This window comes from Nocardia callitridis, from assembly GCF_039543305.1.
GTDB classification, from domain to species: domain Bacteria; phylum Actinomycetota; class Actinomycetes; order Mycobacteriales; family Mycobacteriaceae; genus Nocardia; species Nocardia callitridis.
Window position 1 is genome coordinate 21,385 of sequence record NZ_BAABJM010000007.1, and the last position, 19,917, is coordinate 41,301.

Annotated in this window: 18 protein-coding genes; 13 read left to right on the forward strand and 5 right to left on the reverse strand. The window is 66.0% G+C overall.

The window, feature by feature from the left end; all coding sequences use genetic code 11:
• Positions 1 to 97 precede the first annotated feature (97 nt).
• The 7 genes from ABEA50_RS26425 to ABEA50_RS26455 all read left to right on the forward strand — a co-directional run bounded on the left by ABEA50_RS26425 (position 98) and on the right by ABEA50_RS26455 (position 5,862).
• Positions 98 to 715: a histidine phosphatase family protein gene (locus ABEA50_RS26425; protein WP_345499190.1), complete on the forward strand. Its 618-nt coding sequence runs from the start codon at positions 98 to 100 to the stop codon at positions 713 to 715.
• Entirely contained in the window at positions 712 to 1,356 is a 645-nt protein-coding gene (locus ABEA50_RS26430; RefSeq protein ID WP_345498826.1) for a TlpA disulfide reductase family protein, read from the forward strand. The genes ABEA50_RS26425 and ABEA50_RS26430 overlap by 4 nt, the downstream gene beginning before the upstream one ends.
• Positions 1,357 to 1,460: 104 nt before the next feature.
• Positions 1,461 to 1,613 carry a hypothetical protein gene (locus tag ABEA50_RS26435; RefSeq protein ID WP_345498827.1) on the forward strand — a complete coding sequence of 51 codons (153 nt, stop codon included), beginning with the start codon at positions 1,461 to 1,463 and terminating at the stop codon, positions 1,611 to 1,613.
• 58 nt (positions 1,614 to 1,671) lie between these two features.
• Positions 1,672 to 2,517, forward strand: coding sequence for a cytochrome c biogenesis CcdA family protein (locus tag ABEA50_RS26440; RefSeq protein ID WP_345498829.1), 846 nt, complete (start codon positions 1,672 to 1,674; stop codon positions 2,515 to 2,517).
• The gene (resB, locus tag ABEA50_RS26445) at positions 2,514 to 4,175 is read left to right on the forward strand and encodes a cytochrome c biogenesis protein ResB (protein ID WP_345498830.1); all 1,662 of its coding nucleotides are present in this window, start codon (positions 2,514 to 2,516) and stop codon (positions 4,173 to 4,175) included. The genes ABEA50_RS26440 and resB overlap by 4 nt, the downstream gene beginning before the upstream one ends.
• Positions 4,176 to 4,178: 3 nt before the next feature.
• Positions 4,179 to 5,150 carry a c-type cytochrome biogenesis protein CcsB gene (gene ccsB, locus ABEA50_RS26450; protein ID WP_345498831.1) on the forward strand — a complete coding sequence of 324 codons (972 nt, stop codon included), beginning with the start codon at positions 4,179 to 4,181 and terminating at the stop codon, positions 5,148 to 5,150.
• A gap of 319 nt (positions 5,151 to 5,469) precedes the next feature.
• Positions 5,470 to 5,862: a sterol carrier family protein gene (locus ABEA50_RS26455; RefSeq protein ID WP_425577721.1), complete on the forward strand. Its 393-nt coding sequence runs from the start codon at positions 5,470 to 5,472 to the stop codon at positions 5,860 to 5,862.
• A 132-nt stretch (positions 5,863 to 5,994) separates the two neighbouring features.
• Here ABEA50_RS26455 and ABEA50_RS26460 read toward each other — a convergent pair whose 3' ends face one another.
• Positions 5,995 to 7,254 (reverse strand): YhgE/Pip domain-containing protein, encoded by a 1,260-nt coding sequence (locus tag ABEA50_RS26460; RefSeq protein WP_425577726.1) that lies wholly within the window; start codon positions 7,252 to 7,254, stop codon positions 5,995 to 5,997.
• Between the two features lie 306 nt (positions 7,255 to 7,560).
• On the opposite strand from ABEA50_RS26460, the gene purF reads away from it, so the two are divergent.
• The 6 genes from purF (at position 7,561) to purM (ending at position 16,168) form a co-directional block, all read left to right on the forward strand.
• Positions 7,561 to 9,138: an amidophosphoribosyltransferase gene (gene purF, locus ABEA50_RS26465; protein WP_345498835.1), complete on the forward strand. Its 1,578-nt coding sequence runs from the start codon at positions 7,561 to 7,563 to the stop codon at positions 9,136 to 9,138.
• A 425-nt stretch (positions 9,139 to 9,563) separates the two neighbouring features.
• Entirely contained in the window at positions 9,564 to 11,075 is a 1,512-nt protein-coding gene (locus tag ABEA50_RS26470) for an ABC transporter substrate-binding protein (RefSeq protein WP_425577727.1), read from the forward strand.
• Positions 11,072 to 12,214, forward strand: a complete 1,143-nt coding sequence (locus ABEA50_RS26475) for an ABC transporter permease (RefSeq protein WP_345498837.1) — start codon at positions 11,072 to 11,074, stop codon at positions 12,212 to 12,214. Before ABEA50_RS26470 ends, ABEA50_RS26475 begins: the two co-directional genes overlap by 4 nt.
• A gap of 89 nt (positions 12,215 to 12,303) precedes the next feature.
• Positions 12,304 to 13,275: an ABC transporter permease gene (locus ABEA50_RS26480; protein WP_345499192.1), complete on the forward strand. Its 972-nt coding sequence runs from the start codon at positions 12,304 to 12,306 to the stop codon at positions 13,273 to 13,275.
• Positions 13,268 to 14,992, forward strand: coding sequence for an ABC transporter ATP-binding protein (locus ABEA50_RS26485; RefSeq protein WP_345498839.1), 1,725 nt, complete (start codon positions 13,268 to 13,270; stop codon positions 14,990 to 14,992). The genes ABEA50_RS26480 and ABEA50_RS26485 overlap by 8 nt, the downstream gene beginning before the upstream one ends.
• 99 nt (positions 14,993 to 15,091) lie before the next feature.
• Positions 15,092 to 16,168, forward strand: coding sequence for a phosphoribosylformylglycinamidine cyclo-ligase (gene purM, locus ABEA50_RS26490; protein ID WP_345498840.1), 1,077 nt, complete (start codon positions 15,092 to 15,094; stop codon positions 16,166 to 16,168).
• Positions 16,169 to 16,389: 221 nt separating this feature from the next.
• Here the strand turns inward: purM and ABEA50_RS26495 are convergent, their stop codons facing one another.
• From ABEA50_RS26495 to ygfZ, 4 genes are all read right to left on the reverse strand, one after another.
• Positions 16,390 to 16,602, reverse strand: coding sequence for a DUF3073 domain-containing protein (locus ABEA50_RS26495; protein WP_345498842.1), 213 nt, complete (start codon positions 16,600 to 16,602; stop codon positions 16,390 to 16,392).
• 173 nt (positions 16,603 to 16,775) lie between these two features.
• Positions 16,776 to 17,729, reverse strand: coding sequence for an asparaginase (locus ABEA50_RS26500; RefSeq protein ID WP_345498844.1), 954 nt, complete (start codon positions 17,727 to 17,729; stop codon positions 16,776 to 16,778).
• On the reverse strand, positions 17,726 to 18,403 hold the full coding sequence (locus ABEA50_RS26505; RefSeq protein WP_345498846.1) for an MOSC domain-containing protein: 678 nt from the start codon (positions 18,401 to 18,403) through the stop codon (positions 17,726 to 17,728). The genes ABEA50_RS26500 and ABEA50_RS26505 overlap by 4 nt, the downstream gene beginning before the upstream one ends.
• A 5-nt stretch (positions 18,404 to 18,408) precedes the next feature.
• On the reverse strand, positions 18,409 to 19,521 hold the full coding sequence (ygfZ, locus tag ABEA50_RS26510) for a CAF17-like 4Fe-4S cluster assembly/insertion protein YgfZ (protein ID WP_345498848.1): 1,113 nt from the start codon (positions 19,519 to 19,521) through the stop codon (positions 18,409 to 18,411).
• Between the last annotated feature and the right edge of the window lie 396 nt (positions 19,522 to 19,917).

Sequence of the window (19,917 nt, forward strand, 5' to 3'; positions counted from 1 at the left end):
CTCGGCCATCGACGACACCGACGACGCGAACGCGACCGGCGGCGACACCTTCACCCGCCCCCGCGCACACGAGAGCGCTACCGCGCCGGTCGAGACGATCGTGCACGTCCTGCGCCACGGTGAGGTGCACAACCCGAACGGCATCCTCTACGGCAGGCTGCCCGGTTTCAGCCTGTCGGTGACGGGGCGCTCGCAGGCGGGTGCCGTGGCTCGGTCGTTGGCCGAGCACGATCTGGCGTTGGTGATCGCCTCGCCGCTGCTGCGCGCACAGGAGACCGCGGAGCCGATCGCGTCGAGCCACGACCTCACCGTGCGGATCGATGAGAATCTGATCGAGGCGGGCAATACCTTCGAGGGCCTGCGGGTTTCGGTCGGCGACGGCGCGCTGCGTAAGCCGAGGCACTGGTGGAAACTGCGCGATCCGTTCACTCCGTCGTGGGGTGAGCCGTATCTTCAGATCGCGCACCGAATGCTCGCCGCGGTGAACAAGGCGCGGGTGGAGGCTTCGGGTCGCGAGGCCGTTCTGGTGTCGCATCAGCTTCCGGTGTGGACATTGCGCCGGTTCCTGCAGGGGCAGCGGCTCTGGCACGATCCGCGCAATCGGCAGTGCGCGCTCGCTTCGTTGACTTCCCTTGTCTACCAAGGCGATACCTTGGTCGACATCGTCTACTCCGAGCCTGCGGGCAGTTCGGATCCCGCGGTACACGGCGCATGATTTCCACCGTCGCCACCGCCATATCGCCCCTCGCGTCACGTGCGGGGCGGGCGGTCGCGGCGTTGCTGTCGGCGCTCGCGTTGGTCGCCACACTGGCGAGTTGCTCGACCGGGGCCGACGCGGTGGCCAGCACGGGGACGTTCGAATTCGTCTCGCCGGGCGGCAAGACCGATATCTTCTACGATCCGCCGAGCGCGCGCGGCACCATCGGCGAGCTGAGCGGGCCGTCCTTGCAGCAGGACGGCAAGACCATTTCGCTCGACGATTTCCCGGATTCGGTGGTGGTGCTGAATATCTGGGGACAGTGGTGCGGACCGTGTCGCGCCGAGGCGCCGGCATTGGAGAAGGTGCACGAGGACACCGCGGACAAGGGCGTGCGGTTCCTCGGCATCAATGTGCGTGACGCGAAGAAGGACAAGGCGCTCGACTTCGTCATCGACAACAAGGTGGGCTACCCGTCGCTCTACGACCCGGCCATGCGCAGCCTGCTCGCGCTGGGCGGTAACTTCCCCACCAGCGTCATCCCCACCACCCTGATCCTGGATCGGCAGCATCGTGTCGCGGCGGTTTTTCTGCGCTCGTTGCTCGCCGAGGACCTACAGCCAACAGTCGAACGAATCGCTTCGGAGGAAAATCAGTGAACCGCGACCGCCGCACCCGCCCGCTTCGTGCCTGCCGACCCAAACAGGCCGCGCGCCGCGTGGGCGGCGCATGGGTGGTAGACGACCGATGGGCCGGAGTGTCCGTGGTACCGCGCAGTGTCGCCGGTGCCGCATTGCTCGATGTCGACTCGTTCGACCCGGTGTGGGACAACGACGGACGCGAGCGCCCGGTGCTCTCGCGTAGCGCCGAACCCGTCCGCGACGACGAGACGGCCGCCGAGGACGAATCGGTGTGAGACGTGCGTCCACACCGCTGATCGATCATGAAATCCCCTGCTGCGTAGGGGATTCGGTATGACAGTGCTCGCCGAAGTCGGTACCTCGTTTCAGCAAGCGGCGGCAACGGGACCACTGCTGCTCGGGCTCGGCGCATGCCTGCTCGCCGGACTGGTGTCGTTCGCCTCGCCGTGCGTTGTTCCCCTGGTACCCGGCTATCTGTCGTACCTGGCCGGACTGGTCGGCGCGGAAGCGCCCCCGGTGACCGTCGCCGAGGCCACCAGCTCCGCCGGGACGAAGTCGAGCGCTTCGCGTTGGGGATGGGCCTCGGGTTCGGCCCGCGCCAGGGTCGCGGGCGCCGCGGGACTCTTCGTCGCCGGATTCACCGTCGTCTTCGTGCTCGCCACCGCGACGGTCTTCGGCGTCATCCAGACTCTGAATGTGAATCGTGAACTGCTGCAACGAATCGGCGGTGTGGTCACGATCCTGATGGGCCTGGTGTTCATCGGCCTGGTGCCAGCACTCCAGCGCGACACCAGAATGCACCCGCGCAAGCTCACAAGCATTCTCGGCGCTCCGCTGCTCGGCGCGGTGTTCGCGCTCGGTTGGACACCGTGTCTCGGCCCCACACTGTCGGGCGTGATGGCGGTGTCCGCGGGCACGGAAGGGACAACGGCGGCGCGCGGTGTCGCGCTGATCGTCGCCTACTGTCTCGGGCTCGGACTGCCGTTCGTCATCCTGGCCTTCGGGTCGGCCAGTGCGTTGCGCGGTGTCGGCTGGCTGCGGCGCAATTCCAGAACCATTCAGATCATCGGGGGAATCCTGCTCGTCGCGGTCGGCGCCGCACTGGTCACCGGGATCTGGGACCAGTTCGTCGGCTGGGTGCGCGACGGTTTCGTTTCCGAGGTGACTTTGCCGATATGACCGTGACCGACCGACCCACCGCGCCCGTCGCCCGCCCGCCGAAACAGTCGCTGCCCGGCCGGATCTCGGCCTTCGTCCGCAACACCTGGCGTGGACTCACCAATATGCGTACCGCGCTGGTGCTGCTGTTCCTACTGGCCCTGGCGGCGATTCCCGGCGCGGTGCTGCCCCAGCGCAACCTCAACGAGCAGAAGGTCGACCAGTACATCGCCGATCGGCCGACACTCGGCCCGTTGATGGACAGGGCCGAACTGTTCGACGTGTTCTCCAGTTTCTGGTTCACGGCCGTCTATGTGCTGCTGTTCATCTCGCTGGTCGGCTGCATCCTGCCGCGCTGCCTCGATCATTTCCGTGCGCTGCGCACCCCGCCGGTGCGGGCACCGCGCAATTTGGCGAGGCTGCCGCATCATCACAACGAGACCGTCGAGCGCACGCCCGACGAGGTGATCGCGCACGCGCGTACGCAGCTGCGTGGGTGGCGCGCCGAGGTGCGCGAGGGCGAACGCGATGGGGAGATCACCCTCTCGGCGGAGAAGGGTTACGCCCGCGAGTTCGGCAACCTGGTATTTCACCTCGCGCTGGTAGGGCTCTTGATCGCGATCGCGGTCGGCAAGATGTTCGGCTACGAGGGTTCGGTCATCGTGATCGCCGACGACGGCCCCGGTTTCTGCACCACCTCGCCCGCGGTGTTCGACTCGTTCAAGGCGGGCAATATCAACGACGGCACCGGTATGGCGCCGATGTGTGTGCGCGTCAAGGACTTCAAGGCCGATTACCTCGAGAACGGCCAGGCCGAGATGTTCACCTCCGACATCGCCTACCAGGCGGGTGCGGACCTGCGTGACAACACCTGGCGCGACACCACGATCCAGGTCAATCACCCACTTCGAGTCTCCGGCGACCGGCTCTATCTCCAGGGCCACGGGTACGCGCCGACATTCACCGTCAAGTTCCCCAATGGCGAGACCCGCACCGAATCGGTGCAGTGGCAACCCAATGACGTGACGACGTTCCTGTCCAGCGGCGTGCTGCGCATCGACCCGCCGGGCGGGATGTACGCCACCGAAGCGGAACGGCGTAAGAACCAGATCGCGATCGAAGGCTTGTTCGCGCCGACCGCGCTCATGCACGGCACGCTGCTGAGTTCGTCGTTCCCCGCGATGAACGATCCCGCCGTCGCCGTCGACATCTATCGCGGCGATACCGGCCTGGACACCGGTAAGCCGCAGTCGTTGTTCGCGTTGGACACCGAGCAGGTGAAGCAGGGTCGACTGGCCAAGGAGGCCAGGGTGAACCTGCGGCCGAACGAGTCGACCACGCTGCCCAACGGCACCGTGGTGACCTTCGACGGTGCCCAGGAGTTCGCGAATTTGCAGGTCTCGCATGATCCCGCACAGCAGTGGGTACTGGTGAGCGCGCTGATCATGATGGCGGGCCTGCTCGGCTCGTTGGTGATCAAGCGGCGTCGAATCTGGATACGGGTCTACCCGGCCGACGACGTGGCGGGTACGTTGAGCAAACGACGCACTGTAGTAGAGCTGGGTGGGCTGGCCAGGACCGACCAGGCCGGTTGGGGCAGCGAATTCGACCGGTTACGTGAACGCCTGCTCGCGCTGCCCGACGCACTGGGCTCCGACGCGAAGAACACGAGAGAGTAGACCATGCCGATCGACGAAACCATCGCCAGGTTCAGTGATTTCGCGTTCAAGACCGGGGTCGTGGTGTACCTGCTCGCGACGTTGATGCTGATCTGGCAGTTGGCGACCACGCAGTCACGCAAGGTGATCGAACGTGAACTCGTGTCCGCCGGTGGCGATTCGGTCGCCGACCCCGCGCTGCCGGGCAAGCTGGCCGAGCTGAAGGCGAAGCCGCTGGCCGAGCGCGTCGGCAACTCGGCGTTCGCCGTCCTGGTCGTGGCGCTGGCACTGCATGTGGCCTCGATCGTGTTGCGCGGCTTCGCGACCCACCGTTTCCCGCTCGGCAACATGTACGAATTCGTCACCATGGCGACGGCGGCCGCCGTGGTGTTCGGCATGGTGTTCCTGCGTGAACAGCGCTACCGAGCGATCTGGGTGTTCCTGCTCGTCCCGATTCTCGTGCTGTTGTTCCTGGCCGGAACCGTCCTCTACGCCGACGCCGCCCCCGTGGTCCCCGCGCTCAAGTCGTACTGGCTGCCGATCCACGTGACGATCGTCAGCACCGGCAGCGGTGTCGCCCTGTTCGCGGGTGTGGCCAGTCTGCTGTTCCTGTACCGGGTACGTCAGCCCGACGGCAAGGAATCGAAGGGCGTTCTCGGCACCCTCGCCGGTCGTCTCCCCGATGCCCGCACCCTCGACCGCCTCGCCTACAAGGCCACCATCATCGCTTTCCCCCTCTTCGGCGCCGGCGTCATCCTCGGCGCGATCTGGGCCGAAGCCGCCTGGGGCCGCTTCTGGGGCTGGGATCCCAAGGAAACCTGCTCCTTCATCGCCTGGGTCCTCTACGCCGCCTACCTGCACGCCCGCGCCACCTCCGGCTGGCGCGACACCAAGGCCGCCTGGATCAATGTCGCCGCCTTCGTCGCCATGCTGTTCAACTTGTTCATCATCAACATGGTGATCAGCGGCCTGCACAGCTACGCCGGTCTGAACTAAATCGCTTCTACCTGCGTGTTCGTCTCCGACCTAGCGCAGCCGATGGCTTCGGTACGCAGGGAGTACGTGGCGAAACCGGGCCAATCTGGATCGAGCGGCCGCCCTCGGGTGCGGGTTGCCTCGTCAGCTGCGGGCTGCACGTGAGGGTACTAGCGCTGCAAACAAAAGCCCGCCGGTTTGAGGAAGCTTGCGCTCTAGCCTTGGCGGGGAATGTTGTCATCATGATAGGCCGACAGCCTGAGGTCCCCGCAAGCCTCTGACGGGCGCATAGGCCAACCAGGTAAGCATCTCGGTGCAACACTTCGGTAGCGTCTGCTCGGTGGCGCGAGGATCGGTGAGTGCCGTCGAATTGACGGCGGCGGTGGGGGCTGTGAGTGCGTGGTTGAGTGACGGGTCGGTGGGGGAGCCGGCGCGCAAGGAGATCGCCGCGGCGGTGCGGGCGACAGCTCGGACATTGGCGGCCTCGGCGCCGGGGCATTCCGTGGAGGTCCGGGTTCCCCCGTTCGTCGCGGTGCAGTGCATCGAAGGGCCGAGGCATACGCGGGGGACGCCGCCGAACGTGGTGGAGACCGACCCGAGGACCTGGCTACTGCTGGCCACCGGGCGGCTGCGGTTCGCCGACGCGTTGGCCGACGGTGCGGTGAGCGCGTCGGGTAGCCGCGCGGGCGAGGTGTCGCATTGGCTACCGATCGCGCGTTCGAACCCGCGCTGAATTCGATGACAGCGTCCGAATCAACGAGTCCGCCCTATCGACCTCGCGGTGAATCCATCGGCCGTGGAATTGCCATGGTCTTGGTTGGTTCGGCGCCGAGCTGAGCTGACGCCGAACCGATTTCCCACTGAATTACGCCTGTGCGCTGGCCGCGAGGAAGTTCTTCCTGTGCAAGCCCTTGTAGTCGTAGTACCGACTGACGACGGCGCCGAAGACCAGTCCGATCGCCAAGCCCAGCAACGCCATCCATACCCCACGGGTCAGTCCAGCGTCGCCGTTGGCGTCGAAGTACATGATGGCGCGCAAACCCATGAATACCTGATGCATCGGCTCGAATTCGGCCATCCAGCCGAAGTATCCCGGCGTCGCCTCGATCGGCACGGTGCCGCCGGACGACGGTAGTCCGAGGATGACGAACAAGATCAGGTTGGCCAGCAGGCCCGCGGTACCGATCGCCGCGAGCATCGACAGTGCGGTGACGCCGACCGCGATCATCGCGAGCGCGCTGTAGAGGAACAATGCCAGCGGATGGTCGATGGGCATGTCCAGCGCGTACCCGACAAGAAGGAATACCGCCGAGACGATATTGGCCGTCACCACCATGACGCCCCATTTGATCAGCAGGGTGTTGAATCGGGAGATCGCCGCGGTCGGATAGTGCACATACCACGGGCCGTATTCGGTAGGGATGAAACCTAATTGGGCGTCGATCATGGTGTGGATGACCATCGCGCCGACCACGCCGATGAGCAGCAGGAGCAGCGCATAGAAGAACGCGCTGAGTCCTTGGCCGGTGCCGTCGGGTAGCGGACGGTATTGCTGCACGATCACCTGCACCGGGTCCGACAGTGTCACCCTCGACGCTCCGGAGAGTTCGGGTGCGGGTGGGCCGCCCGGTGCGGGCGCGAGCTGCGCGTTCACTTGATCGGTGAGTTGCTCGCCAACCTGCCTGTTCACTTCGGTGAGTGCCTGGTCGCCGATCCGCAGCACGATCTGGGTGGCGAACGCCCCGGTGCGCGGATTGGTCTGCAACGTGATGATCGGGCGTTCGATATCGCCGGGAACCACGCTGCCCGCCCCGAGGATGCCGAGCCGCTTGCTGAAATCGCTGGGGATGATGATGGCGCCGTAGATCTTGCCGGACTGCATCTGGAGAGTGGCGTCGCTGATGCTGGTGCGGCGCAGGTCGATCTTGTCCGCTGGCACACGCGAGGCCAGTGCGTCGGAGATCTGGTTGCCGAAGTTCACCGGCTCGGCCGGATTGCCGATGGTGTCGCCGACATCCTGGTTGACCAGGGCGATCGGGAAGTCGTGCAGGTTTTTCTCCGGGTCGACGACGTAGGCGAGATACATGGTGCCCAGCAGTGCGGCCAGTGCGGTGAGTACGACCATGGGGAAGATCACCACCCGGGTGATGAGCCCTCCCGTGCTCGCGCGTGGCGCGACCTCGCGCGCCGAGCCTCGCGCAGGCCCGGTCTCCTGGTCACCGGAATCCGCCCCGGTGGGCTCGGTATTCGCGCTGTCGCTAGTCGTCACGATCGGCACGGTAACAGCTGTGCGTACCGGATTTACCGACCTTGCGTGGCAACGTCGGTCACTGTCGGATTTGCCGTCGGGGTGCCGTGGTGGTGCTCACGGTGCCGCGCGCACCCGTAGAATGAACGGTGCCCCCCAGCCCGCCCGAACAGGGAGCAAACGGTGACCAACGCCGAATTGCCGGTCGACAACATTTCCGCCGCACCCGATGAAGACGAGAACGAACCGCGTGAAGAGTGCGGTGTGTTCGGAGTCTGGGCGCCGAGCGAAGAGGTGGCCAAGCTCACCTATTACGGCTTGTACGCGCTGCAGCATCGCGGTCAGGAGGCGGCGGGGATCGCGGTTTCCGACGGGTCGCAGATCCTGGTCTTCAAGGATCTCGGCTTGGTCAGCCAGGTTTTCGATGAGCAGACCTTGGCCGCGATGCAGGGACATATCGCGATCGGACACTGTCGCTATTCCACGACCGGCGGCGTGACCTGGGAAAACGCGCAGCCGGTGTTCCGCACGACGGCCGTGGGTTCCGGTTTGGCGCTTGGCCACAATGGAAATCTTGTGAACACCGCCGATCTGGCGAGCAAAGCGCGCGATCTCGGGCAGCTCAGCTCCGGGGTGTCCCGTGACCGTCAGCAGCCGACGGCGACGACCGATTCGGACGTGATGACGGCGCTGCTGGCGCACGCCGCGACCGACTCGAGTATCGAGCAGGCGGCGATGGAACTGTTGCCGACTTTCGAGGGCGGGTTCTGCCTCACCTTCATGGACGAGCACACCCTGTATGCCGCGCGTGACCGCCACGGCGTGCGTCCGCTGTGTCTGGGCCGATTGGACCGTGGCTGGGTGGTTGCCAGCGAGACCGCGGCACTGGACATCGTGGGTGCGGCGTTCGTGCGCGAAATCGAGCCCGGCGAACTGTTGGCGATCGACGCCGACGGTGTGCGCTCGATGCGCTTCGCGAACCCGAAGCCGAAGGGCTGTGTCTTCGAGTACGTGTATCTGGCCAGACCGGACAGCGTCCTTTCCGGTCGTTCGGTGCATACCACCAGGGTGGAGATCGGACGCCGATTGGCTGACGAGCACCCGGTGGACGCGGACCTGGTGATTCCGGTGCCGGAGTCGGGGACGCCTGCCGCAGTGGGTTACGCGCAGGGTTCCGGTGTGCCGTACGGGCAGGGGTTGATGAAGAACGCCTATGTCGGTCGCACGTTCATCCAGCCGAGTCAGACCATTCGTCAGCTGGGTATTCGGTTGAAGCTCAACCCCTTACGCGAGGTCATTCACGGCAAGCGGCTGATCGTCGTCGACGACTCGATCGTGCGGGGCAATACCCAGCGCGCGTTGATCAGGATGCTGCGTGAGGCGGGGGCATTGGAGATCCATGTGCGGATCGCGTCGCCGCCGGTGCGGTGGCCGTGCTTCTACGGCATCGATTTCGCCTCGCGCGCGGAGTTGGTCGCCAACGGTGCTGGCACCGAGGGCGGCTACGACGACATGATCGAGGGTGTGCGCCGGTCGATCGGCGCGGACACGCTCGGCTACATCTCCGTGGACGGCATGATCGCCGCGACCGAGCAGCCGAGTTCGCGGTTGTGCGCGGCGTGCTTCGACGGCGTGTACCCGATTCCGCTGCCCACAGAGGCCGCGGTCGGTAAGAACCTGCTGGAGGGGATGCTCTCGGGTCGGCCGGAGTCGGTGCTGCTGGGTGAGAACGCGAATGCGAGCGCGCTGAGCAGGCCGTAAAGCGTAGGCCGTAAAGCCGAGATCTGGACAACCGAGGGCGGGTGCTTCGAGCGCCCTCCCTCGGTTCTTTTTATGGATGTCTCACTTCGTGAGATGGCGTCTCTGTGACATTTTTGATCACGTCGTCGACTCAAATTGGTCGTTTGACCGGTAAACCATCGCCCGGTGCGCTCGCGCCCCCGGCGACCTGGGGTATTCGCATCATTTTTTTCGCGGAGAATGCAACGTGCACGAAATGATTCCTCGGTACGGTCCGACGATCGGTAGTTGAAGATGGTGCGACCGCCCCTGCGATCCAGGTGGAGGGTCGCGCGGAGGAGAGTGGGAGCCAGATGGTGGGTTCGAGAACGGCGAGCGGACGAAAGCGTGCGGTAGCGGCCGCCGGGCTCGCCGCGGTGCTGGCGGCCGTATCGGCGGGATGCGGGATCGGCCGCACCGATGAAGGGGCGGGGCGCATCGGAGTTGTCGCGGGTACCACCGACCGCATCTTCTCGCTCGATCCCGCCGCCGCCTACGACAACGGTTCCCTGGTCGCCGAGACGCAGATCTATTCGTACCTGCTGAACTTCGCCCCCGGCAGTGACACCGTGGAGCCGGATGCCGCCGAGAAGTGTGAGTTCACCGCGCCCGCGGTGTACAGCTGCACCCTCAAGGCGGGCCTGACCTTCGCGAACGGGCATCCGCTCACCGCGAAGAGCGTCAAGTTCTCCATGGATCGCATGCTCGGAATCAACGACCCGAACGGTCCTGCCTCACTCTTGGCGAACCTCGACAAGACCGATGTGGTGAACGATCGGACGGTCGCCTTCACCCTGAAGGTGGCCAATGACCAAACCTTCCCGTCGCTGCTCGCGACGCAGGTGGGGCCGATCGTGGACGAGGCGGTCTTCCCGGCCGACAAGATCATGCCCGACGAGGACGTCGTGGCGGCCAAGGGGTATTCCGGGCCATACACCATCGCGAGCTACGACAAGAACAAGCTCGTCGAATACCAGGCGTTCCCGGGCTACCGGGGCATCCTTGGCACCCCGAAGACCCAGCGGGTGGCGGCGAAGTATTACGCGACCACCGACAACATGAAGCTCGACCTGCAGAACGGCGCGCTCGATGTGGGTTATCGCTCGTTCAGCCCGACCGATGTCGAGTCGCTGCGCGGCGCCAAGAACCTGACCGTGCACGAGGGTCCCGGCGGTGAACTGCGCTACATCGTGTTCAACCTGAAGACGATGCCCGGCTCGACGCCGGAGCAGAAGTTGGCGATCCGCAGGGCGGTCAGCACCGTGATCGATCGCGAAGCGTTGGCCCAGAACGTATACAAGCAAACCTATATTCCGGCGTATTCCTTTGTGCCGGAGGGCATTCCGGGGGCCACCACGCCCATTGCCGATATCTACGGCACAGCGGCCGATCCGAAGAAAGCCGCCGAGGTCCTCGCCGACGCCGGTGTGACAGGCCCGGTCGAGCTGAATCTGCAATACAACCCGGACCACTACGGCCCGAGCAGCTCCGAGGAGTACGCGGCGATCAAGGCACAACTGGAAGGTAGCGGCTTGTTCCGAGTGAACCTGCAATCCACCGAATGGGTCACCTACCAGAAGGAACGAGCGCAGGACTCCTACCCGCTCTACCAATTCGGCTGGTTTCCCGACTTCCCGGATGCCGACAACTACGTGTCGCCGTTCTTCGGGCCGAACAACTTTCTCCAATCGCACTTCGAGGACCCCGGTGTGAACGCACGATTGATCGCTGAGTCGACCCAACCCGACAAGCAGAAGAGGCTGGAGCAGATCGGCGAGCTACAAACCTTTATCGCGCAAAACTTCCTGCCCATCGTCCCGCTGCTTTCCGGCAAACAGGTCGCGGTCTCCGATGCGGATGTGCAGGGCGTCACGCTCGATTCGTCGTTCAAATTCCGCTACACCACCCTGAGCAAATGAGTTCCGCGACAACGGGGTCCGAGGGCGCCACCCCGAAACAGCTCACGGCGCCGACCCAGACCGAGAGCCCGGATCCTTCCTCGACGGGCAAGGGCGGCAAGGGAAATCGAGACTCCCGACAGTTCGCGCTACTGCGCTATCTCGGCGTGCGGATACTCCTGATCCCGGTGACCGCCTGGATCCTGTCCACCGTCGTGTTCTTCCTGATGCGTGTCGTCGGCGACCCGATCAGTGCGGCGCTCGGCGGTCGACTGACTCCGGCCGAGATCGAGGAACGCAAGGAAGCCGCCGGGCTCAACCGGCCGATCCTCAGCCAGTACTGGGACTATCTCGTCGGGCTGCTGCACGGCGATTTCGGTCGCTCGCAAGACAATCGGGAAATCAGCGAGGTGGTGATCACCTACGGTGCCGCCTCGCTCGAATTGGTGTTCTGGGCGCTGATCGTCGCGCTGGTCGTGGGTATCCCACTCGGCCGATACGCCGCGACCCACCGCGATTCGTTCGCCGATACCGGCCTGCGCCTGTTCGCGATCCTCGCCTACGCCGCGCCGGTATTCTTCGTCGGCTTGCTGCTCAAGCTGATCTTCGCGGTGCAACTGGGTTGGCTGCCGGTGGCGGGCAGGGCGAGCACGAATGTGGAAATTCAGCTACAGCACGTCTCGCCGAAGACCAACATCATGATCATCGACGCGATCCTCTACGGCGACAACGAATACATCCTCGACGTGCTCGAACACGCCATCCTCCCGGCGATCGCGCTTGGCTTGCTCACCGCGGGCATCTTCCTGCGGCTGGTGCGGATCAACCTGATCCAGACGCTGCGCAGCGACTACGTGGACGCCGCACGCGCACGCGGGTTGTCGCGCAGGGTGGTCACCGGTCGGCACGCCTTCCGCAACGCGATGATCCCGATCGTCACGGTGATGGGCATGCAGTTGGCCATGATGCTCGGCGGTTCGGTGCTCACCGAAACCACCTTCGAGTGGAAGGGGCTCGGATACCAACTCGCGACCTACCTTTCGGCCCGTGACTTCGTCGCGGTACAGGGCATCGTGGCGTTCGTGGCATTGATCGTCGCGGTGATGAGTTTTCTGGTGGATATCGTTGTGGCACTGATCGACCCGAGGGTGAGGTTCTGATGACCGCACCGGAAATACTGACCGAGCCGACGACCACACCGGTCGTCGTGCCGACGCGGAAGGGAATACCGGGCCTCCGGTTGTTCTCGATGACCGCGGGACTGCAACGCGCGACGCTGATCTTCGGCCTCACGCTGGTGGCCGTCTTCGTGCTGGTCGCGATCTTCGCACCGCTGATCGCCCCCTACGGTTTCGCGCAAACCGCCGCCGACGGCGCTGATTTCGTGCGCCAACAAGCGCCTTCGGGCCAACACTGGTTCGGCACCTCGGTGCGCGGTGAGGACGTGTTCTCCAGGGTCATCTTCGGTGCGCGCACCGCACTGTGGGTGATCGTGGTTTCGCTGGTGCTCTCCCTGATCATCGGTGTGCCACTGGGGCTGGTCTCCGGCTACCTCGGGCGCTGGGTGGACCGCGTGCTCGTGCTGTTCATGGACGCGATGTACGCGTTCCCGACGCTGCTGCTGGCGATCGTGGTGTCCATCGTGGTCGCGGGCGGTAACTCCACCAACTTCGGTGGTGTCCTGTCCGGTGCGGTGGCGATCACCGCGGTCTTCGTGCCGCAGTACTTCCGGGTGGTGCGCAACGCGACGATCGCGGTGAAGAACGAGCCGTACGTGGATGCCGCGCGGGTGACGGGCGCGTCCACCGTGCGAATCCTGTTCCGGCACATCTTCGCCAACGTCACCCAGTCGTTGCCGGTGATCGTGACGCTGAACGGGTCGGAGGCGATCCTCACCCTGGCGGGCCTCGGCTTCCTCGGTTTCGGCATCGAGCCGACGCAGGCGGCCGAATGGGGATACGACCTGAACAAGGCGCTGTCGGATGTGTCCAACGGCATCTGGTGGACCGGGGTGTTCCCCGGTGTCGCGATCGTGCTCGTCGTCCTCGGTATGACGCTGGTGGGTGAGAGCCTCAACGAGGTGTTCAATCCGATCCTGCGCACCAGGCGGTCGGTCAAGGCGCCGGCCAACAGTGCGGCGCCAGCGCCGATCGTGGGCGAGCCCGCGGCCGAAACCGAAGCCGGGACCGGCGATCTCGCGAAGGGTGAGGGCAATGGCTGAATCGACCACGGTGACCGAGCGCACCGATCCCGCGCTGTCGATCTCCGCGCTTTCGGTGACCTTCGCCACCGATGCGGGAGCCGTGCACGCGGTGAGCGACGTCTCCTACGAGGTGTTTCCCGGCGAGGTTCTCGCGATCGTCGGTGAGTCGGGGTCGGGAAAGTCGGTGAGTTCGCGCACGGCGATGGGTCTGCTCCCGGCTACGGCCAGCGTGCAGGGCACCGTCACCCTCGGCACTGAGACGATCACCACCATGTCCGACCGCCAACTCACCGCGCTGCGCGGCGGCGACGTCTCGATGGTGTTCCAGGAGCCGGGATCGGCGTTGGACCCGTTGTTCACCGTCGGATTCCAGATCGGCGAAGCGCTGCGCGCGCACAGCGGCATGAGCAAGAAGGACGCCAAGGCCAAGGCGGTGGAACTGCTGCGCACCGTCGGGCTGCCCGATCCCGAGCACCGGGTGAACTACTACCCGCATCAGCTGTCGGGTGGGCAGAAGCAGCGCGTGGTGATCGCCATCGCCATCGCCTGCGAACCCAAGGTCATCATCGCCGACGAGCCGACCACCGCACTCGATGTCACCGTGCAGGCCGAGATTCTGGAACTGCTGCGTGACCTGCGTGACCGCATCGGCAGCGCGATCGTGTTGATCACCCACAACATGGGTGTGGTCGCCGACCTGGCCGACCGCGTGGTCGTGATGCGTCGAGGTGTGGTCGTCGAGGAAGCGACGGTAGACCAACTCTTCGCGAACCCCTCGGCGGACTACACCCGTGAATTACTCGCGGCCGTACCGCATCTGGGCACCGCGAAGCGCGGACCGCGCACAGCGGCCGCGGCGGAATCGGTGGAATCGGCGGATAAGCCGAGCGCCGACAAGTCGGCGCCGGTGCTGGAGGTGACCGACCTGGTGGTCGAGTTCCCCGGCCCGTTCGGTCGTCCAGCATTTCGCGCGGTCGATACCGTCAGCCTGAGCATCGCGCCCGGCGAAACACTCGGCCTGGTCGGCGAATCAGGTTCGGGCAAGTCGACCATCGGGCGTTGCGTCGCCGCGCTGCAGCGCCCCACCTCGGGCGTGGTGAAAGTCCTCGGTCAGGACATCGCCGGGCTGTCACAACGCAAGCTGCGGCCGATCCGACGGCACTTCGGGTTCGTGTTCCAAGACCCAGCCACTTCGCTGAATCCTCGCCTGACCGTTGGCGATTGCGTCGCGGAACCCTTGCTCGTGCACAAGCGAGGCAGCGCGGCGGAGATCCGGGCCAGGGTGCGGCACATGCTCGACGACGTGCAGCTGCCGTCGGGCACCGAGCGCAGGTACCCGCACGAGCTGTCGGGCGGTCAACGTCAACGCGCCAGCTTGGCACGCGCCCTCGTGCTCGACCCCGATCTACTGGTGGCCGACGAGCCGACCAGTGCGCTCGACGTGTCGGTGCAGGCGACGGTGCTGGAACTGCTCGGGCAGCTACAGCGCGGATGCGGCTGGGCATGCCTGTTCATCACGCACGACCTCGCGGTCGTCGACCAGCTGGCCGACCGAATCATGGTGCTGCGCAATGGCGGCGTGGTCGAACAGGGCGACCGCGATCGCATCCTGCGCGACCCGAGGCAGGAATACACCCAACGCCTCGTCGCCGCGGTTCCCGTGCCCGATCCCACCGAACAGCGACGCAGAAGAGCGGCCTCGGCGTCACTGTTCAGCACCGGGGCCGCGGACTGAAGACCGGATGGTGGCCAAGACCCCTGCCGCGTCGTTATCGGGCTCCGGTAGCGTGAGCTGGCATCTATCCGCCGATTCGGTTTGGAGCTTTCCCCGACAATGAGTGAGCAGACCCCCAGTGGTGGTGCCTCGTACGCCGCGGCAGGCGTGGACATCGAGGCAGGTGACCGCGCCGTCGCGTTGTTCGGGCCATTGGCGAAGAAGGCGAGTCGACCCGAGGTCCAAGGCGGTCTCGGCGGTTTCGCCGGACTGTTCGCACTGAAATCGCACTATCGTGAGCCGCTGCTCGCCGCGTCCACCGACGGGGTCGGCACCAAGATCGCGGTGGCGCAGGCGATGGACAAGCACGACACCCTGGGCCTGGACCTGGTCGCGATGGTCGTCGACGATCTGGTGGTGTGCGGTGCCGAGCCACTGTTCCTGCAGGATTACATCGCGATCGGCAAGGTGTACCCGGAAAAGGTCGCCGAGTTGGTCTCCGGCATCGCCGAAGGCTGCTTGCAGGCCGGGTGCGCGTTGCTCGGCGGGGAGACCGCCGAGCATCCCGGCCTGATGGCACCCGAGGACTACGACCTCTCGGCGACCGGCGTCGGCGTGGTCGAGGCGGATTCCGTGCTCGGCCCCGATCGGGTGCGTCCCGGCGATGTCGTGATCGCGATGGGTTCCTCCGGTCTGCACTCCAACGGCTACAGCCTCGCGCGCAAGGTGCTGCTGGACATCGACAGGATGTCGCTGGCGGGGCACGTCGAGGAGTTCGGTCGCACGCTCGGCGAGGAACTGCTGGAGCCGACCAAGATCTACGCCAAGGACTGCCTCGCGCTGATCGCGGAGACCGATGTGCGCACCTTCTCGCATGTCACCGGCGGTGGCCTGGCCGCGAACCTCGGACGGGTGCTACCGCCCGGCCTGGTGGCCGAGCTGGATCGAGGCACGTGGAGTCCGGCTCCGGTGTTCCACATGATCGCCCAGCGCGGCAGGGTGGAACGTGCGGAGATGGAGAAGACGTTCAACATGGGCGTCGGCATGGTGGCCGTGGTCGCCCCCGAGGATGTCGATCGCGCGCTGGCGGTGCTGACTGCCCGCCACATCGCCTGCTGGACGCTCGGCAGTGTGAAGAAGGCCAAGGACGCCGACGCGCCGCGCACCGCGCTCGTCGGCGACCACCCGAGGTTCTAGAGCAAAGCAAAGCCGCCCACACCATCGGCCAGATGGTGTGGGCGGCTTGTTGTTCCAAGTCGTTCTATCGCTGCGATGGCCGAAAGCGGCCGCGAACCTGGCCGCGCGGTGCGCGGCGGTTCTCTTCGATCGCGAGCCTTTTGTCGATGCCGCCGCTAACACGTCGACAACGTATTAAGGGAGAGGTCGAACGACCTCCCCCTGCAAACGTTGAATCCGAGTCAGCGGCGCCAGTCGTCGTGATCGTCGCCGTCATCCCAGCGGGGTGGCGGCTCGTCCGCGTCGTGCTCATCGGAGAGCACCCCACCACCCAATTGGGAGTTGGGGCTGCCCGACAGCTCGCGCTGAAGGCTCGCGAAGTCAGTCGGAGCGGAGCTGTACTTCAGATCGCGTGCAACCTTGGTCTGCTTTGCCTTAGCCCGGCCACGGCCCATGGCTGACCCCCTCGCGTCACTGCGGGGCGGCCTGGGGTTTGGTGGCGGCCCCGTTCGAATTAATATCTTCCTGACAGACACTTTAGCGTGTGTCCGACAGTCCTGCCGCCAGGAGTGGGTGAAGTACCCCCGACCGAGGACTGTTTGCCCGGATATCGCCGTTTTGCCTGCGCTTACAGTACCCCCGGAATCGCACGGATCACGCCCACCCTGGCGCCGCCGCCGAGCACAGCCGGAGCGGCCAGTTCCGTGTGCTCCTCCGTCCAAGCCACCCCGAGTCGGCGCAGAACAGCCAGCGTCAAGGGCATTCGCGCGCGATCGTGGCCGTCTTCGATGCGGTAGGCGAAGGCGGAGCCATCGGGCAGGGCGCCGACGTGCACGCCGTCGGCGCCGATTTTGCAGACCAGTCCCGGCGTCGCCCGCATGGTCAGCAGATCGGTGGCATTCGTGCCCGAAATCACTCGCGGATGCGCGCGGATGGCGTCGGCGACCCTGCGTTCCGGGGTGCTCGGGTCGGCGGTCGCCATCCGCGCGAACACACGCGCGAGATTCACCAGGGACACCGGGACGATCGGCAGGCCGCAGCCGTCGATGCCGAGATCGGTTTCGGGCTCGCCGGTGAACTCGGCGACGGTGCGCGACACCGCCTGTTGCAGCGGGTGCGCCGCGTCCAGGTAGCCCTCGGTCGGCCAGCCGTTGATCGCGCAGGTCGCCAACATGGCGGCGTGCTTACCCGAGCAGTTCATGTAGATCCTGCGGGGCCCGCGCGCACCCGACATCGCCGCCGCTCGCGCGTGCTCGTCCTGCGGCAGATCCGGCGGGCATTCCAGCGACTTCTCGCCGAATCCGAAACGCTCCAACAGCCGCCGGACCAGGGCGACATGATCGGGTTCGCCGTAGTGCGAGGCGGTGGCGATCGCGAGTTCGGCGTCGTCGACGGGTTCGAAACCATGACGCAGCAGGGTGATCGCCTGCAACGGCTTGTTCGTGGAGCGCGGGAAGATCGGCAGGTGCACTTCGCCGAGGGTGAGCGTCGGCTCGCCGTCGGGGGCGAGCAGCACGACATTGCCTCGGTGCACACATTCGCGGAATCCGGACCGGACCACCTCGACCAGCTCGACACTCATGACCGCACCCGTTGTTCCGCTCGGCCCGCGTTCGCGTGTCGGCGGGTATGTCGTTGGACCTGCATCCTGATGTCCTCGGAGACCGAGGGTTCCTCCGCGAGCAAGGTCGCCAGGCGGTCGAGGTCGTCGCCGGTGAACACCTCGCGCACCGTGACACCGTGCTCGGGGGTGTACACGATCGACACCGGGTCGTCCGCGCCGATGCTGCCCTCGGTCAGCACCCGGAAATAGGCGCCGGTATCGCCGCGATGGGTGAAGCGCTTCACCCATCGCGGCTCGCCGCTCCAGTGCTGAAAGGTGGCGCACGGCACGCGCGGCGCGCTGACCTCGAGCAGGGTGTCACCGATCGCCCAGCGCGCGCCGATGACCGCGTCGCTCACCGCGAGCCCGGCGATGCGCAGGTTTTCCCCGAACCAGCCCGCGGGGAGGTCTCTGCCGAGTTCCTCGGCCCACCGCTGGGCGTCGTGCTCGGCGTAGGCGTAGACGGCCTGATTGCTGCCGCCGTGATGGGCGGTATCGCACACGTGGTCGCCGTGCAGCCCGAGGGTGCGCACGGCGACCCGGTCGGTGGCTGGACGCTTGTCGATCGCCGTGCGTCCTACGCGGCCGGGGACCACGAGTTCGTCGGCAACCATGCAGACCGCGAGAACCCGCGGTGACTCGTCGGTGCGCATCGTGCTCAGCGGCCGCGCAGCCGGTCGATCGCGAGGCGTCCCGCTTGCGGTTCGTCGTTGGCGGGTATCGAATCCGGGTCGATCGCCGCCGCGCTCGGACCCGCGACGAGTTCGGTCTCCGCGGGTACCGCGCGTTTGATCAGCGCGAGTGCGATGGGGCCGTATTCGTAGTGGTCGATGACGGTGCCGAGGCGGCCGACCGTGCGACCACCCGCGGTGACGTCGGTGCCGACCTCGGGACGTTCGTCGGCCGACCCGTCCAGGTGCAGCAGCACCAGGTGGCGCGGCGGCTTGCCGAGATTGTGTACCCGGGCCACGGTCTCCTGGCCGCGATAACACCCCTTGTCGAGGTGGACCGCGCCGCGTTCCGGCACGCCGCCGATCCAGCGCGCCTCGTGCGGGATGGTCCTGTCGTCGGTGTCGAGGCCGATCCTCGGGCGCAACGCGGCCACCCGCAGCGCCTCGAACGTCCAGCTACCCGCGGGCTCGGCGCCCGCGCCGGTGAGGCGAGTCCACCAGTCCGCCAACTGATCTCGAGGAATGACCAGGTCGAACGAATGGTCGGTGGGCCAAGGCATCCTGCGCAGGAAGCCTCCGCCGGTGAGCGCGACGGCGGCGTATACCTCGGGCAACTCGGTGACGCCGAGTGTGTCGATCAGGTCGACCACCCGGGGGCCGAGCAGGCTCAGCACGGCGTAGTCGGCCTGCTCCGGCCGCGCGTCCGCCCAGAAGACCATCTTGCGCAGGAAATCGAGCAGTGCCGGGCCGCGATCGGTTTCGGTGTCGAGCCAGACCGTCGCGTCGAGGTCGGTGAGCACGAAGTGGTTGAGCACCCGCCCGTTGAGGTCGAGGTCGAGGTCTTCGGCGGACTGCCCATCGCCGAGCTCGGCGATGTGTTGGCTGGAAATGGTGTGCAACCAGCTGAGGCGCTCGGCGCCGGTGATGCTCAGCACGAAGCGATGCGAACGATCGACTACCGCGACCCGCTGCGCTGCCGCGCGTTGTTCGCCGAACGGATCGCCGTAATGCCAGGCGACGGGTTCGTCCGGCGACCCGGTCGCCCCCGCGACCGCTCCATGGGCACTGAGGATGGGACTCGACGCAATGACCGTGGACACGGTTCCACTCTAGGCAGCTTTTCGTGTTCGCGCCGTTGCCGGGGCCGACTCGGGGGTCCTTGGCGGGGTGTCGGCGAGTCGACGCGCGGGCTATCTCGGTCTCGGCGCGACGATTCCGCCCGCGATGGTCAGCGCGAATGCCAGCCGAACGGTAGGTTTCCTTTCGAAATCGTGGGCGACGCGCGGTGCTCGCGATTGCCGAACGTTCGGCGGTGTCTCGAGAAAAGACCGGACCGTATGAAAAGTGCGCGGGGAAAGCACTGCGCGCGGAATCGACGAGGAAGCGATCCAGAAGGACGGTCGTAACGAAAGAATTGGGGGCAAACGGGGTGAATTCGGTGGAACGAGACCGTCACCTCGAGATCATAGAGAAATCCGCATGCCGGAGCGGTCGAC